We start from the raw sequence: 14,983 nt of genomic DNA, 5'->3' as shown, positions 1-14,983 counted from the left end.
CTATACTAAGCCAATAAAGCCCGTTTTATTGGTTTTCTTGCCTCCTATTAACAGTAGGCTAAAACTAATAATTAATATCATCGTCGCAATTACTCGTGGACTGGAGACAACAACTGATTATTTTTACCCGTTATCCGGAATTGGGGAAAGTAAAAACCCGTATGATTCCAGCTTTGGCAGCCGAGGGAGCCGAAGAATTGCACCGCAAACTGGCCGAATATACTCTCAGTAAATTAGCGGGTTTGAGGAGTTTTCTCTCCCTGATCATTTACTATCATGGCGGCAGCGAGGAAAAAATGCGTACTTGGTTAGGTGTGCATTATTCCTATCATTCTCAACGGGGAAAAGACTTAGGAGAAAAGATGCAAAATGCCTTTGCCGATGGTTTTGCTCAAGGGATGACAGCGATCGCTATTATTGGCACAGATTGCCCAGAAATCGGGGAAAAAGAGATTTTAGCAGCCTTTGAAGCCCTAAAAACCCACGATATGGTTTTAGGGCCAGCGTTAGATGGGGGATACTACCTAATTGCTTTAAAACAGGTCTTTCCAGAGCTTTTTGACGGTATTCCCTGGGGGACGGGGGAAGTCTTGGCAAAAACTCAGACAATCGCCGCTAAACTGGCTTTAAAAACCGCTTATCTGCCTAAATTAGCCGATATTGATCGCCCGGAAGACCTGCCCATCTTAAAAAAATACCTGCCGGAATTAAGGTTGAACGATGACAGGGGTTCCCATGCGGACTAAATCAAACAACACTTTTACATCCCGATTCCGCATCCGCACACAACCATGGGAAGCGGCGCTACCGAGGGAATTTTCTGCGGGGGTGCCATGAAAACCGATGGAATTTTTGCCGTCACTCCAAAAACCGATCCATCTTTCCCCTAGGGGACTATTGGGACCGGGAGCGCTGACTTTGCCTGTCCAGGGACTTTTCCAGACGGGATTGCGAACTAATTCCCGCACCTCAAATTTACCGGTGGGGGTTTCCCAGCCTTTTTTGCCGACGGCGACGGTAAATTGGGCTAAAACTTTACTATCTTGATAAACGTAAACTTTTCTCTCTTTCAGTTTTAAGACCAGATGGGTAGCGAGAGTTTGATTGGCTGCCGTATTCGGGGTGACGGTGCTGATTTGGTTAGCTTGGGCCGGATATACGGGTAAACAAGTTAATCCTAATCCGATGATTAAGAGGGTCAAATTTCGTTTGAACGCCATTATTCCCACACTCCTCAATTGCGATAGCGATAATTTTTAAGGATAGCAAATAGGGAACTGTTTGGAAGCTCAAGCCGCTTACACTGTGCCAGTTTTAGCTTCGTACTGCCGACAACCTTCACAGGGACCTGTGGGATTAACCGCACAACGCAAATGGGGGGAATAGGCATTAAAACGACAACTAAGATCACCGATCAAGGCCGGTTTATTTTCTGTCTCTAGAGGGATTGACAAAAAATCACTGGCCATCACCGGGCTGTATTCGTGACGATAGCGAATACCTCTCAAACGGTTGCTTAATCTCTGTTGGGATCGGTTAATCAACCAGAGACTAACGAGAGAGGGAAAGAGGGCGAGGATAAAAACTAAGGTTATCCTGATCACGATTTCAGTTTAGGCGATTGCCAGTGCTGCTAACTTATTATTGAGGCCGGCGCTAGAAATTAGGCCATAACCAGGGAAGACTTAAGGGGTTCTTCCTTTTTGCTTTCATAAACTGCCGCAGGACCGGGGAATCCTCTGGTTAGTTCCCGCACTTTAATCTCACCTGCTTGCAGGGATTTGGTCAAAATTTCCATGGCAACCACGGGTTTACCGGCACCACAGAAGAATAAATCGGCGGCGAAATAGCCGTGTTCAGGCCAGGTGTGGATCGCGATATGAGATTCAGCTAAAGTCGCCGTCGCGGTAACTCCGTGGGGACTGAACTGGTGGACACACAAATCGATCAGCGTTGCTTCTCCTGCCGTAATTCCATCGAGGATAGCGCGACGAATGCGCTCGGGATCGTTGAGGAGGTCAGCAGGTACTTGCCAAGCATCGACAATCAAATGGGTTCCCAGTTTGGTCATTTTTTTTTCAATACTCCCTATCGAAAAACCTTCACAGAATTACCAGCATAACACAATTTTTCTAACTTGTGCAAAAAAGATCTGGTTTTTCTCGGTTACTTTTTCTAAAAAACTGAGACAGTGTGGGGTGTGGGGTGTGGGCTGTGGGGTGTGGTGCTTACTTCTGCTTGACAATAGTATCGTTAGGCGTTAGGATTTGATCATCAGTTAATCAGTGATCAGTTATGATCGTCAAATTCAAGTCCGAAGAGACTAAGCTCATTTTCGAGGGGTTTCAGTCTCGTCACTATCCCCCTGATATTCAATCGGTCGCTCTACGAAAACTGCTAATCCTTGCAGCGGCGTTATCGATCAATGATCTGCGTGTCCCACCGGGTAATCGGTTGGAGAAGTTGCAGGGCGATCGTCAGGGCCAGTACAGCATCCGTATTAATGACCAATGGAGAATTTGCTTCATTTGGACTGATGAAGGCAATGCTGATCAGGTAGAGATAGTGGACTACCACTAAAATTAGCTAAATGCAATGAACAGCAACACTTCGACACATTTCGACAGGCTCAATGTAAAAGCTCAGTTCCACCGTTTGCCAAATATCCATCCTGGTGAAATCCTCAAGTTAGATTTTCTGGAACCGCTCAATATTACCCCCTACAGACTGAGCAAAGATTTAAGCGTAGCTCAAACTCGTATCGGTGAGATTTTAGCGGGTAAGCGTAGTATCACTGCGGATACAGCTTTGCGTCTGTCACGATATTTCGGTAACAGTCCTCAGTTTTGGCTGAATCTTCAAACAGACTACGATCTCCGTCAAGCTCAGGCAAAGAATGCCGAAGTTTATAAGCACATTCCCATCACTCCATTTATAGATGTAGCTTAGGGGACTAATTTTATCTAGGAGGGGGGACGGGATTAGTGGGGACGGTAGGACTGGGAGAAGCGGCGGGAATGGGGGGATTTTCGGGTTTACGGACTTGGGGGACGGGTAACAGATAGAAAAGTAGGGCGCAAGCGACAAGACTGCCTAATCCCGCCAAAAAAGGTACTGTCCGACTGGCCGCCGATTCATTCACCTTATGGTAGCGACGGGAAACTGGCTGTAATTTCAGGGTTAGGTCAGGTAAAGTGCGAGTATCGGCAAAAAATTGGTCAATCGCTTCTATTAAATCGAATAACTGCACGGTACTGATTTCTATCTTGACCGGACTTTCTGGGATATTCAAGTCCGTTGATGGATACCAGACCAGACGATGGAGATTCTGTCCAATCTTTTCTAGGTACACATGATCTGGTTCCTGGACGGGGTCTTGGGGATGACGAACACCACTCAAAAATTCTTGGGCATACTGACTGACCGCTTGGACCAAATTTTCCAAGAAAACCCGACCACCTTGCAGGACTTTATTGGCCCCGACTAACCGACATTCCACGTTAGTCAAAATTGAGAGTAAAGGTCGGCTATCCCCGGGGTTAGCCGGGGCGAAATCATCGCCGAAACCATCGAGAATCAGGGTACAATTGGGCAAGCTATACTGTCTTCTCATTTTTACACGATCTCCCCATCAAATAAACTAATCCAAAACCGCTGCATTCCCGTGGTACCAGTACAAAATAATAACCGATCGAGGAGGGATAAAGCCAGTTCATTTAAAGCATTTTCATCGGCAAGATAAACCGATACTTTGGCCCGCCGGGGGTTCATGCGACTGCGAAAATTGGAGCGAAATCTTTCTAGGTATTCTGATAAAAGAAAATTATTATCCACGGGTAAACCCTTTGATTCCATCTGTTGCCGCGCTAACAGTAATTGTCGGATGGATATAGCTAGAGGTTTGGCCCGATAACTAGCAATGATAACTAAAGCTTTGGCTTGGTCAAGGGTGAGACGGTCGAGGGTGTAGGAAATTCGCCAGGGATTAGTACAGCGTAAGCGCCAGAAAATAATCCGGTTTTTGACAATTTTATCGAGTCCTAGTTCTTTAGAGAGGGCTAACAGGGCTTCCCCGGCACCGACTTCTAAGGATTCCAACGCTAACAGCATTAAATCGATATGCTGTTGGAGATGTAGGGCGCATTGCTGACTGGCAATCGGAAAATCGGGTAAAACGCTTAAAATAAACGGTTTTTCTGGGGCTGATGTTGTAGATTCGGGCGTTAGGCTAGTAGGGGTCATGATATAGGAGAACTAAAACACAAGGGCGATCGAGTCAGGGTATTGTAAATTGTATTGTATAGATAGCTGTCCCCCATTTTACGAGACACGGAAACCGAATGGATCTGAAATCATTGATTCGCGATATTCCCGACTTTCCCAAACCGGGTATTGTCTTCCGCGATATTACTACCCTACTCAATCATCCCCAAGGATTACGTTACACGATCGATACCCTAACGGCAAAGTGTCGCGATTACGGTTTATCCCCCGATTACATTGTCGGTATGGAATCCAGGGGTTTTCTCTTTGGTGTTCCTTTAGCATACCAATTAGAAGCGGGATTTATTCCTGTCCGGAAACCGGGCAAATTACCCGCCGCCGTCCATAGTATCGAGTATGATTTGGAATACGGAAGCGATAGCCTGGAAATTCACCAAGATGCGGTGGCTGCCCATCACAAAGTCTTAATTGTCGATGATTTAATCGCGACGGGAGGGACGGCGAAAGCGACGGCCGATTTATTAGAAAAAATTGGTTGTGAGGTGTTAGGATTTGCTTTTATCATCGAGTTAATCGACCTCGGTGGTCGGGAAAAATTACCCGATTTACCGATTATTACCCTCATCGATTATTAGGTTTTTTTCTATGACGGCGACTGATGATAATTATAAGGCTGCGACCGCTCGATCGAGTGCTAATGGGTTACAATCTCTCCTAACTAGCGAAACTTTTTTATATATTGTCAAGCGTGTTCTCCAGGGTTTATTAACTCTGTTGTTGGCCTCGGCTTTGAGTTTCGCTATTATCCAATTAACCCCAGGCGGTTTTCTGGCTTTGCTTGACCTTAATCCCAAGATTAGTCAGGAAACTAAAGAACAATATATTGCCCTTTTTGGTTTAAAAGACGCGGCGATTGTCCAGTATTTTAAATGGTTGTGGCAAGTGGTAACTCAGTTTAATTTTGGTCTGAGTTTTACCTATTTTCGTCCCGTGTCTTCCCTATTATTAGAGAGAATTCCAGCGACGTTATTAATGTCTTTGACTTCCATCATTTTAACCTGGGCGATTGCGATTCCCTTGGGCATTCTCAGCGCCGTCAAACAAAACCAATTTATCGATAAATTTTTTCGAGTTATCAGTTATCTTGGTCAAGGTTTCCCCAGTTTTATCACTGCCCTTTTACTGCTAATTCTCGCCCAAAATGTCTCGCCGCTTTTACCGGTGGGTGATATGACCAGTATTAACTATTCGGAATATTCCCCTATCGGTAAAGTTTTAGATATCGCTTGGCACATGATTTTACCAACTATTGCCCTGACAGTTACCAGTTTTGCTGGATTACAAAGATTGATGCGGGGACAATTATTAGATGTTCTGCGACAGGATTATATTCAAACCGCCAGGGCGAAAGGTTTACCGGAAAATAAAGTTATCTATGTCCACGCTTTACGCAATGCTATTAATCCCCTGATAACTCTTTTGGGCTTTGAATTTTCTAGTTTGCTAAGTGGGGCATTTATCGCCGAATTTTTCTTTAACTGGCCCGGATTAGGTCGTTTAATTCTGCAAGCTGTGACGGCTAAAGATTTATATTTAGTTATGGGCAGTTTAATGATGGGGGCTACTATGTTGATTATCGGTAATCTTCTGGCTGATTTACTTCTCAAAGCTGTAGATCCTAGGATTAAATTGGAGGATTTAAAGTAGGGTGATAGGGAAATTTCAGCTAAATTTCCCACTACCCAACCCCTCTTTTCCTTTTCACTTTTCACTTAATAAACTATGTTAGCAACTACACATTATTTACTCAGGTCAAAACAAGACGGACAATACCTAGTGGCGCGTCTGAGAAAAGGTGAAAGCGAAACTCCGGCCAGTTATCTGCTTCTGTTTAAAGAATCCTACGATGCTTTAAGTTATATCAATACCCATGCTCAGGATTTAGCCAATAATTTTTCTGTGGAAACTCTCTCAGGAACACAATTAAAGGGACTGATGCAGCGATGGGGATTTGCAGGAATTGGTTTAGTTAATGAACCCTTGGAACCACAAGTGCAGTTTTTAGCCTACGAAAAAGGATTTAATCTCTAAACTATGAAAACGCTGTTAATCACTGGAGTTAGTGGTTTTTTAGGTTGGCATATTTACCAAAAAACTCGCTCATCTTGGGCAAGTTTCGGTACATACCTTAATCACAATGTCAATAGTAATGACCCAAATTTAATTAAAATTAATTTAACAGACTTAGCCGCAGTTAAAGAACTTTTTCAACAGATTAAACCGGACGCGGTAATTCATGGGGCTGCCCAATCAAAACCGAATCTCTGTCAAGAATTTCCCCAAGCATCCGAGGCAATTAATCTGACAGCTTCTCTAGAAATTGCCCGTTTGTGTAGTCAATATCAAATACCGCTAGTTTTTACCTCTACCGATTTAGTTTTTGATGGTAAAAATGCCCCCTATTCCGAAAATGATCCTGTTTCTCCCGTGAGTGTCTATGGTGAGCAAAAAGTAGCGGCAGAAAAGGGCATTTTAGCAATATATCCTCGGGCAGCTATTTGTCGAATGCCTTTGATGTTTGGTTCCCCTTCTCCCAGCGCTAATAGTTTTCTGCAACCCTTTTTAAAAACCCTCCAAGAGGGAAAAGAATTATCTCTATTTACTGATGAATATCGGACGGCTGTTGGGGTTAATAGTGCGGTGAATGGTTTACTTTTGGCATTAGAAAAAGTACAAGGGATTATTCATCTGGGGGGTAAAGAAAGAGTTTCTCGTTATCAATTTGGGTTACTAATGGCGGCAGTTTTTAACATTCCCAGAGAACAAATAAAACCCTGTTTACAGTCAGATGTTCCCATGAGTGCGCCCCGTCCCCAGGATGTTTCTCTTGATAGTTCTCTTGCTTTTTCTTTAGGTTATCAACCATTAAGTATTAAAAGCGAATTAGAGGCAATTAGAGATGAAATTATCTGAACAAAAGCGGACTATATTAATTATCTTGCTCCTTTTTTTTACCGCTATTCTCATGGCCAATTATTTTGAGGTAGGGATGACAGGAGTGTTAGCTTTTTTCGTTGCCTATCTTTCTAAAGGATTACGAAAAGTTAAGTAGGGTATGCTGAAAAAGCCTGAAATGCCGATAGGAAAAAGGTAAAATATCCTAAAAGTCCTGCACTTTTTTTATTCAGTACAGATGTATAGAATCTCGGCTGCAACTCCATCAGAACCAGAATCATTTGAATTACCCTTTGCAATTTAATTGGCGTATTTACCTGCTTATTTTCGCAAATTCTCTCCTATTTTAGTCTTTTATTAAGTCATTTTTTAAGCATTTGGTTATAAACTTGTCGTGAAATAATTGGGAAAAACTCTTTATCTTGATAAAATTTTTTTTCATCTCCAAAGACAACTAAAATATAATGAGCTTTGTTATCAGGACTGACGATAATAGCCGCATCATTTCGATTATTAAATGTCCAGCCCATCTTAGCATAAAATTGAGTTTTAACGGGGAGAGATTGACCTAAAAAGTCTTGGATAGGATTAAAAGGTTTTTCTTTCCACGCTTGAGGATGTAAATCTCGTTTAATTAATTGTGTAATCGCTTGGCTATAAGCTGGCGAAATGGCTTGTTTTTGCTCAATTTCGATTGGAAATTTTCCAATTTCCACTCTCTTTTTTAAACCAATAGGTAACATTTTTTTGATAAGTCTGGGTTGGGGTTCCACATCCGGCACTTCTGGGACCATGGAGTGTAAGTTGTTCCGTTACATTGACTGTTATTGAAGGTGAAGAACCTGAAGGATCAAAAGAGACTATCTGATTAATATTGGAAAAATCATAAGTATAATAACAGCCTTTAGAGCGCAGCCAACCCACTGTCCCCCCACAAATTCCATCATTACATTTTTCTAAGGCATTAGAATAAAGTTCTCCGGTGGCGTATTGCTTGACTAAGCTGTCGTCAAAAGAAGAACCGAAAGCCTGTCTTTTAACTTCATACCAACGTTTAACCAGAAATGTTGAATCTCGTAACAAAACTTTACATTTAAGAACATGACAACCCCAGAACGCCATTTTTCAGATTGAATAGACAATTTTCCTAAACCAGTGTACATAGCTGATATGTTGACACATAAAACTCTGTAAATAGCGCAATTTATCTAATAAGCTTTTGCCAAATACTTCTTCAATATCTATTAGCTGCAAAATTAAATAAGCGATGATACAGCTATAAATTTGTATCCGAATTCCTCTCTCGTTTTTTGTGATTAAACGGTCAAGCTTGAGGTGCATTTTTAAGAACTTCCAAAGAAGTTCTATTTGCCATCTTTGTCGATACATTTCGGCAATTTCCTCATTACTTACCCCCCCCTTCTCCTTCTCAGGGTAAGTCCGTCGCTATCCGAAATTCACTTTGACTTTCTAGATCACAAAACTCAACGATTCTTACCTCTACTTCTCTTTTTTCTGCTCCTAGCTTGCTCTGACCATTTTCCAGCATTTCTAGCTTCATATCATTTTTTACCCTTAAAACAAAGTGCTTGTCTTTTTTCTCTAATAATTTTCTGATTCTTTCATTAGAAGAAAAGCCTCTGTCCATTACCCCAACTCCATTTACAGGAATTTCTTCTATAGTTTTTTTCCCTTCTTTAGAGTCATGTCCTTGACCAAAATTGATCACAATCCCCCCCACTTCTGTGGTGATACTATTTATTCCACAAAATAATTTTACTTGATGCCATCCTTTTGTCCACAACAGTTTACTTGTCAGTGAGATTATTGTCGAGTCAATTGGAAATAAAGCTTGAGCTGCTTCTTTTCCTTTTTTGTTTACTAAACTTTTATTTAATTTATTGATGATTTTCTCAAATGGTTCTGTCTCTCGGATTTTACTCGCCTTAGAAAACGTTGACGTATTGACATTAATTCCTTGCATTTTCAGGCGTGCGCTTAAGTCTCTCATGCTGACGATACTTTTATCTAGCACAAAACCTATCCAACAGGACACAAAAGTAAATGTACTTAATGCGGGATAGTCATTTTTGGGGAGTGGCTTGAGAAGCTATTTCATTAGTTTTGGGAAAATTGTTAGCATGGCTTATTCACATTTATTGGTGTCTATTTACTTTGTTTTCTTGTCTATAATATCAAATTTTGTACGACTTTTTTCCACGTTCAACACTTCTGGGGTTTAATATCTCGATGCGGCCAATTCTGTTGATGAATTTTATAGAGAATTAAAGTAATTTCTCTCAGCCATTTTAAGGCTCGTTTTTGATTTAATTTATCATACTGGTTTAGCCACTGTTCTAAATTAATCCCCTCCACTTTTTCCATAACTAAACATTGTAATATTTTCCCTTCCCTTGTGGAATATTGAAAATAGGCATCTGTTCGAGGAACACCAGTAACATTTTGACGACTTAACTCTAATAAAACGTCATATTCCCGTTTAAATAATTCCACTGCCTTCGGGTCATTATTCCATTTTTCTTGTAAGACCTTGAGTATTTTGGCTGTAAAACCTTCAAAAGCCTCATAAACAATGCCAAAACCGGTCGTATCACTCAATAACCGACTTACCCTATATTGACCATTTAACAACAATTGAGAGCCGCAACTTTGACAGTAACGAGTATTCGAGTTATTATTGCTCGGATGGTCTGGTTGAGAACAATCGGGATTAATGCAGTAACAGGGTTTCATCTCGGCTATCAGTTATTTTATCGGGTGAATAATTGCAAGTTTTCCCTCCCTGACCTTGACAGCATTTTATCATAAGTAGCTGGTTATAATTAAATTAAAAATGGATTTTAGGTTCGATCCCCCCTTAATAAGGGGGGCATCTGATAATTTTTAACGCCTACCTACTTAAGTAAGCTAAAACGGATTTTAACCGCCTATCTTTAGATTAGCTGTCTCGGAGTCTCGACTAGAAAATTAATTTTGCACGACTACTTAACTAACACTCCATTCAGAAAAATTTCGGCAATACCTTCGGCCATTTCTTGTAAAGCTAAGGGGGAAGCATTGCTATCTAAAATAGTTTCACTGGAAAAACCGGCAATTGCGAACATTCCTAGAAAAACTTGGGCCACAATTTTCGGATTCATGGGACGATAGATACCACGATCGATCGCTGTTTGAAAAAAAGCCTCGGCCACATCGGTCATTTTAGCAATTACCTCCGATTGAATTCGCTCTTTTAATTCGGGGTGAAATTGGGCTTCTATGAAACAAACTCGCAATAAATCGCTATTTTCTCGCATTCTCAACACCCTACGTCGCATCACCTGCGCTACCGCTTTATAACTGCCCATTTCGCTCAATTCCGTCAGCAAGTCGGTGAGAATATCCACCCATCCCCTAGTGGCCACTTCGATTAAAATCGCCTTTTTGTTGGGAAAATAACGAAATAAAGTTCCTTCTGCCACATTTGCACTCCCTGCTAGGTCTTTGGTCGTGGTTCCTTCATAACCCTTAGCAGCAAATAAACGTAAAGCGGCCTGTAGAATACGACTACGGATATCTTCTTCCCCAGAATTGGTCTCAGCTAGGGAACGTTGAAAAAGACTTTGCATGATCATTGACAGCTAGAACGGGATAGAGCCATTGTCATCGATCAAGTTAGGTGTTTACTCAAATGCTTCATAAAATTTTGAGTAATTGGGATGAGGGGTGAGGGGTGAGGGAAATGGGGAAATTCAACTAAACCCCACTTCCCCAACCCGAATGTCTTTTTTTCTTTTCTCTTGGGATAAGATTGTGATCGATCGAGTTTAGGGAATTTTTATGACCACAGAAAGTTTAGCGACTTCAGAAGCAATAGAGTCAATGACCGATGAATTTCTGGCTAGTACGAGCAGTCACCAAGAAATGATTGAAACGGTTATTTCTACTCTGCAGCAGCATGATACTGCTATGGTACAACATACAGAAAAAGGTGATCTGTGGAAGTTTCAGTATGGTAGCGTTGAGGTGTTTGTGCAGTTAACTGGGGAAAGCGATGATGATTTTCTCACGGTGTGGTCTTCTGTGCTGACATTACCCGTTCAGGATGAATTGGGATTAACTCGCAAGTTATTAGCGATGAATTGTGCCGAAACCTTTGAATCTCATTTTGCCATTATGAATGATCAGGTGGTGGTGATTTCTCAGCGTACTGTGGCCGATTTGTCTCCTGGGGAGATTTCGCGAGCAATTACTCTCGTGGCGACGGTAGCAGATAATAATGATGAAATGTTACGAGAATCCTTTGGTGGCAGCTAAAATTTGGCGTTATATCCCTCCAATTATCTCATCGGCAGAGCGACAAATGGCGATCGATTCTTGGTTACTAGAACAACACCGTTGTGGTCATCATCCCCCGACTCTGCGTTTTTATCAATGGTCGCCCCCGGCTATTTCCTTGGGCTATCATCAACGGCAATATCCCGATTTTTGGCGTAATTTGACTTGGCAAGGTCAAAAAATCTCCCTAGTTCGTCGTCCTACTGGTGGCCGGGCTGTACTACATCAGGGGGATTTGACCTATATGGTGGTAAATTCGGGTATGAAGGGGAATATTAGGGAAGTTTACCAGCAAATCTGTCAATTTTTAATCACAGGCTGGCAAAATCTCGGTCTAGAATTGTCCTACGGTGCTGCCGGCCGGGGATATATCCATTCTGCTAACTGTTTCGGTACGGCTACCGGTGCGGATCTAGTCGATAATTGGGGGAATAAATTTATTGGGAGCGCCCAACTGCAACGGGGTTCCTCGGTTCTCCAACATGGTTCGATGGTGCTAGAGCAAGATAATTCGCTGTTTGAGCAAGTTTTCGCCAGTGCTGCCCCTCAAAAGCTGAATTTAGCCCCAGATTTGACCCTAGAGACAATTATCGCTACCCTGAAAACCGCCGCCGAGCATTGCTTTGATTGTCAATTGCTAGAGCAACCCCTCGAGGATTGCGAGGGGCAATCAATTAAAAAAATGAATATAAATACTCATTGACAAAAAAGCTTTTGTGTGAATAAAAAATCAATTATGAGTCAAGTTGTATAGATTTGTAATTTTTTGCTAATAATGGTTAAAGGTAGATAGAGGCCGCAAGGAACCAAAGTCTTACCGAACTCGAAATTATTGTCTAGCTTGTGCTAGTTTAAGAAACGTTAATCTTTTACAGTTTGTGAGGATTAACGAGCGATCGCAGCTAGTTTAGTTAAGCTAATCCAGTCAATCGATCGCGCCATCTTATAAGACAATGGGAGTAATCCCAGACTCAAAAAAGTTAAGAAATCTTGCCCGTGATTTCAGTTAAGCAAGAGGAAAAATACCCATGACCATTGCTGTCGGACGCGCCCCAGAAAGAGGGCTGTTTGATGCTCTCGATGACTGGCTCAAAAGAGACCGTTTCGTCTTCATCGGTTGGTCTGGTTTACTACTCTTCCCCTGCGCCTTCATGGCCCTAGGTGGATGGTTAACCGGCACCACCTTCGTCACCTCCTGGTACACCCACGGGTTAGCCAGTTCCTACCTGGAAGGCGGCAACTTCCTGACTGTAGCCGTCTCCACCCCCGCCGATGCCTTCGGCCACTCCATCCTCTTTCTCTGGGGCCCGGAAGCCCAAGGTAACTTCACCCGTTGGTGTCAAATCGGCGGTTTATGGCCCTTTGTCGCCCTGCACGGTGCTTTCGGCCTGATTGGCTTCATGCTACGTCAGTTTGAAATCGCCCGTTTAGTCGGCATTCGTCCCTACAACGCCCTCGCCTTCTCTGGCCCGATTGCGGTGTTCGTCAGTGTCTTCCTGATGTACCCCCTCGGTCAGTCTAGCTGGTTCTTTGCCCCTAGCTTCGGCGTGGCTGGTATCTTCCGTTTCATTCTTTTCTTCCAAGGCTTCCACAACTGGACCCTGAACCCCTTCCACATGATGGGTGTAGCCGGGATCCTCGGTGGTGCGCTTCTCTGTGCTATTCACGGAGCGACCGTAGAAAATACCCTGTTTGAAGACGGTGAAGGTTCCAACACTTTCCGAGCTTTTGAACCCACCCAAGCGGAAGAAACCTACTCCATGGTCACTGCGAACCGTTTCTGGTCGCAAATCTTCGGCATCGCTTTCTCCAACAAACGTTGGTTACACTTCTTCATGCTCTTTGTCCCCGTGACTGGTTTATGGATGAGTGCTGTGGGTGTAGTGGGATTAGCCCTTAACCTACGGGCCTATGACTTCGTTTCTCAGGAATTGAGAGCGGCGGAAGACCCGGAATTTGAAACCTTCTACACTAAAAATATTCTGCTTAACGAAGGTCTGAGAGCTTGGATGGCTCCCCAAGACCAACCCCACGAAAACTTTATCTTCCCTGAGGAGGTTCTCCCGCGTGGTAACGCTCTCTAATATCCCTACCGCTACCGGTCGTGACCAAAGTTCCACCGGCTTCGCTTGGTGGTCCGGTAACGCTCGTCTCATCAACCTCTCCGGTAAACTGCTCGGCGCTCACGTCGCCCACGCTGGTTTAATCGTTTTCTGGGCCGGGGCAATGACCCTGTTTGAAACCGCCCACTTTATCCCTGAAAAACCGATGTACGAACAGGGTTTAATCCTGCTTCCCCACTTAGCTACCCTCGGTTTTGGGGTCGGTCCGGGTGGTGAAGTAGTCGATACCTTCCCCTACTTCGTCGCCGGTGTTCTGCACTTAATTTCTTCGGCTGTACTCGGTTTTGGTGGTATCTACCACGCTATCCGCGGACCGGAAACCCTAGAGGAATACTCTAATTTTTTCGGTTACGACTGGAAAGACAAAAACCAAATGACCAACATCATCGGTTATCACCTAATTCTCTTGGGTTGTGGTGCGCTGTTGTTGGTATTTAAAGCCATGTTCTTTGGCGGTGTCTATGATACCTGGGCCCCCGGTGGCGGTGATGTCCGCGTCATCACTAATCCTACCCTCAACCCCGCAGTTATCTTTGGTTATCTGACCAAAGCTCCTTTCGGTGGCGAAGGCTGGATTATCAGCGTCAACAACATGGAAGATATCATCGGCGGTCACATCTGGATTGGCTTAATCTGTATCGGTGGCGGTATCTGGCACATTCTCACCAAACCTTTTGCTTGGGCGCGTCGCGCTTTCATCTGGTCTGGAGAAGCCTATCTGTCCTACAGCTTGGGCGCTCTTTCCATGATGGGCTTTATCGCCGCCGTTTACGTTTGGTTTAACAACACCGCCTATCCCAGTGAATTCTACGGTCCGACTGGTATGGAAGCTTCCCAATCTCAAGCTTTCACCTTCTTGGTGCGTGACCAACGTTTAGGTGCTAACGTCGCTTCTGCCCAAGGCCCCACTGGTCTAGGTAAGTACCTGATGCGCTCTCCCACTGGCGAAATCATCTTCGGTGGTGAAACCATGCGTTTCTGGGATTTCCGCGGTCCCTGGTTAGAACCCCTCCGCGGTCCTAACGGTTTAGACCTCGACAAAATCAGAAATGACGTGCAACCCTGGCAAGTACGCCGCGCGGCTGAATATATGACCCACGCTCCTTTAGGTTCCTTGAACTCTGTAGGTGGCGTTATCACTGACGTTAACTCGTTTAACTATGTGTCTCCTCGCGCTTGGTTGGCTACCTCTCACTTCACCCTCGCCTTCTTCTTCCTGATTGGACACCTCTGGCACGCTGGACGCGCTCGCGCCGCCGCCGCCGGTTTCGAGAAAGGAATTGACCGCGAGACTGAACCCGCATTGGCAATGCCTGACCTCGACTAATTTCTGTTAGTTCGAT

20 protein-coding genes and 2 pseudogenes are annotated in these 14,983 nt (G+C 43.7%); 12 read left to right on the top strand and 10 right to left on the bottom strand.

The genetic code is table 11. The features are described from left to right. The first annotated feature begins 95 nt into the window (after nt 1-95). Nucleotides 96-746 (top strand): TIGR04282 family arsenosugar biosynthesis glycosyltransferase, encoded by a 651-nt coding sequence (locus tag N0824_RS20025; RefSeq protein WP_108938015.1) that lies wholly within the window; start codon nt 96-98, stop codon nt 744-746. Here N0824_RS20025 and N0824_RS20020 read toward each other — a convergent pair. The 3 genes from N0824_RS20020 to speD form a co-directional block, all read right to left on the bottom strand. Next, complete coding sequence (locus tag N0824_RS20020) at nt 708-1,220, bottom strand: L,D-transpeptidase (protein ID WP_108938014.1); 513 nt, start codon at nt 1,218-1,220, stop codon at nt 708-710. The genes N0824_RS20025 and N0824_RS20020 overlap by 39 nt on opposite strands. Nucleotides 1,221-1,298: 78 nt before the next feature. After that, nucleotides 1,299-1,604: a DUF6464 family protein gene (locus N0824_RS20015; protein ID WP_108938013.1), complete on the bottom strand. Its 306-nt coding sequence runs from the start codon at nt 1,602-1,604 to the stop codon at nt 1,299-1,301. A gap of 59 nt (nt 1,605-1,663) precedes the next feature. After that, entirely contained in the window at nt 1,664-2,071 is a 408-nt protein-coding gene (gene speD, locus N0824_RS20010; RefSeq protein ID WP_002781248.1) for an adenosylmethionine decarboxylase, read from the bottom strand. A gap of 224 nt (nt 2,072-2,295) precedes the next feature. Between speD and N0824_RS20005 the strand changes: the two genes are divergently transcribed. Together N0824_RS20005 and N0824_RS20000 are read left to right on the top strand one after the other, a co-directional pair. Continuing rightward, nucleotides 2,296-2,580 carry a type II toxin-antitoxin system RelE/ParE family toxin gene (locus N0824_RS20005; protein ID WP_012266764.1) on the top strand — a complete coding sequence of 95 codons (285 nt, stop codon included), beginning with the start codon at nt 2,296-2,298 and terminating at the stop codon, nt 2,578-2,580. 15 nt (nt 2,581-2,595) lie between these two features. Continuing rightward, nucleotides 2,596-2,949: a HigA family addiction module antitoxin gene (locus tag N0824_RS20000; RefSeq protein ID WP_051048454.1), complete on the top strand. Its 354-nt coding sequence runs from the start codon at nt 2,596-2,598 to the stop codon at nt 2,947-2,949. Nucleotides 2,950-2,959: 10 nt separating this feature from the next. Here the strand turns inward: N0824_RS20000 and N0824_RS19995 are convergent, their stop codons facing one another. Further along, on the bottom strand, nt 2,960-3,613 hold the full coding sequence (locus tag N0824_RS19995) for a DUF4335 domain-containing protein (protein WP_108938012.1): 654 nt from the start codon (nt 3,611-3,613) through the stop codon (nt 2,960-2,962). Between the two features lie 2 nt (nt 3,614-3,615). Then, nucleotides 3,616-4,242 carry a DUF3038 domain-containing protein gene (locus N0824_RS19990; protein WP_108938011.1) on the bottom strand — a complete coding sequence of 209 codons (627 nt, stop codon included), beginning with the start codon at nt 4,240-4,242 and terminating at the stop codon, nt 3,616-3,618. Nucleotides 4,243-4,340: 98 nt separating this feature from the next. Here N0824_RS19990 and N0824_RS19985 point away from each other — a divergent pair, with 98 nt between their 5' ends. The 5 genes from N0824_RS19985 to N0824_RS21115 all read left to right on the top strand — a co-directional run bounded on the left by N0824_RS19985 (nt 4,341) and on the right by N0824_RS21115 (nt 7,336). Continuing rightward, the gene (locus N0824_RS19985; RefSeq protein ID WP_008197822.1) at nt 4,341-4,859 is read left to right on the top strand and encodes an adenine phosphoribosyltransferase; all 519 of its coding nucleotides are present in this window, start codon (nt 4,341-4,343) and stop codon (nt 4,857-4,859) included. Nucleotides 4,860-4,869: 10 nt separating this feature from the next. Then, nucleotides 4,870-5,931, top strand: a complete 1,062-nt coding sequence (locus tag N0824_RS19980) for an ABC transporter permease (RefSeq protein ID WP_108938010.1) — start codon at nt 4,870-4,872, stop codon at nt 5,929-5,931. A 75-nt stretch (nt 5,932-6,006) separates the two neighbouring features. Next, a complete protein-coding gene (locus N0824_RS19975) occupies nt 6,007-6,315 on the top strand; it encodes a hypothetical protein (RefSeq protein ID WP_108938009.1) in 309 nt (102 codons plus the stop codon). Between the two features lie 3 nt (nt 6,316-6,318). Continuing rightward, entirely contained in the window at nt 6,319-7,197 is an 879-nt protein-coding gene (locus N0824_RS19970) for an NAD(P)-dependent oxidoreductase (RefSeq protein ID WP_108938008.1), read from the top strand. Beyond that, nucleotides 7,184-7,336, top strand: coding sequence for a hypothetical protein (locus N0824_RS21115; protein ID WP_002759543.1), 153 nt, complete (start codon nt 7,184-7,186; stop codon nt 7,334-7,336). The genes N0824_RS19970 and N0824_RS21115 overlap by 14 nt, the downstream gene beginning before the upstream one ends. A 205-nt stretch (nt 7,337-7,541) precedes the next feature. Here N0824_RS21115 and N0824_RS19965 read toward each other — a convergent pair whose 3' ends face one another. The 5 genes and pseudogenes from N0824_RS19965 to N0824_RS19945 all read right to left on the bottom strand — a co-directional run bounded on the left by N0824_RS19965 (nt 7,542) and on the right by N0824_RS19945 (nt 10,808). Further along, nucleotides 7,542-7,973, bottom strand: coding sequence for a hypothetical protein (locus N0824_RS19965; protein WP_233256494.1), 432 nt, complete (start codon nt 7,971-7,973; stop codon nt 7,542-7,544). Continuing rightward, on the bottom strand, nt 7,864-8,301 hold the full coding sequence (locus N0824_RS19960; protein ID WP_233256493.1) for an ARC6/PARC6 family protein: 438 nt from the start codon (nt 8,299-8,301) through the stop codon (nt 7,864-7,866). The genes N0824_RS19965 and N0824_RS19960 overlap by 110 nt, the downstream gene beginning before the upstream one ends. Before the next feature lie 3 nt (nt 8,302-8,304). Then, nucleotides 8,305-9,322: pseudogene (locus tag N0824_RS19955) on the bottom strand (IS4 family transposase). 92 nt (nt 9,323-9,414) lie between these two features. Continuing rightward, nucleotides 9,415-9,933, bottom strand: a pseudogene (locus N0824_RS19950) (4-Cys prefix domain-containing protein); the annotation flags it as partial. A 248-nt stretch (nt 9,934-10,181) separates the two neighbouring features. After that, nucleotides 10,182-10,808, bottom strand: a complete 627-nt coding sequence (locus tag N0824_RS19945) for a TetR/AcrR family transcriptional regulator (protein WP_108938006.1) — start codon at nt 10,806-10,808, stop codon at nt 10,182-10,184. A gap of 211 nt (nt 10,809-11,019) precedes the next feature. Between N0824_RS19945 and N0824_RS19940 the strand changes: the two genes are divergently transcribed. From N0824_RS19940 to psbC, 4 genes are all read left to right on the top strand, one after another. Next, on the top strand, nt 11,020-11,496 hold the full coding sequence (locus tag N0824_RS19940; RefSeq protein WP_108938005.1) for a YbjN domain-containing protein: 477 nt from the start codon (nt 11,020-11,022) through the stop codon (nt 11,494-11,496). Then, nucleotides 11,459-12,220, top strand: coding sequence for a lipoate--protein ligase family protein (locus N0824_RS19935; protein WP_108938004.1), 762 nt, complete (start codon nt 11,459-11,461; stop codon nt 12,218-12,220). Before N0824_RS19940 ends, N0824_RS19935 begins: the two co-directional genes overlap by 38 nt. A 325-nt stretch (nt 12,221-12,545) precedes the next feature. Beyond that, entirely contained in the window at nt 12,546-13,601 is a 1,056-nt protein-coding gene (gene psbD, locus N0824_RS19930; protein WP_002737445.1) for a photosystem II D2 protein (photosystem q(a) protein), read from the top strand. Continuing rightward, nucleotides 13,585-14,967 (top strand): photosystem II reaction center protein CP43, encoded by a 1,383-nt coding sequence (psbC, locus tag N0824_RS19925; protein WP_104398345.1) that lies wholly within the window; start codon nt 13,585-13,587, stop codon nt 14,965-14,967. Before psbD ends, psbC begins: the two co-directional genes overlap by 17 nt. The last annotated feature ends 16 nt before the right edge of the window (nt 14,968-14,983 follow it).

The organism is Microcystis sp. 0824, from assembly GCF_003112475.1.
Lineage (GTDB): Bacteria > Cyanobacteriota > Cyanobacteriia > Cyanobacteriales > Microcystaceae > Microcystis > Microcystis aeruginosa_C.
This window is presented reverse-complemented; position numbering and strand designations above follow the sequence as displayed.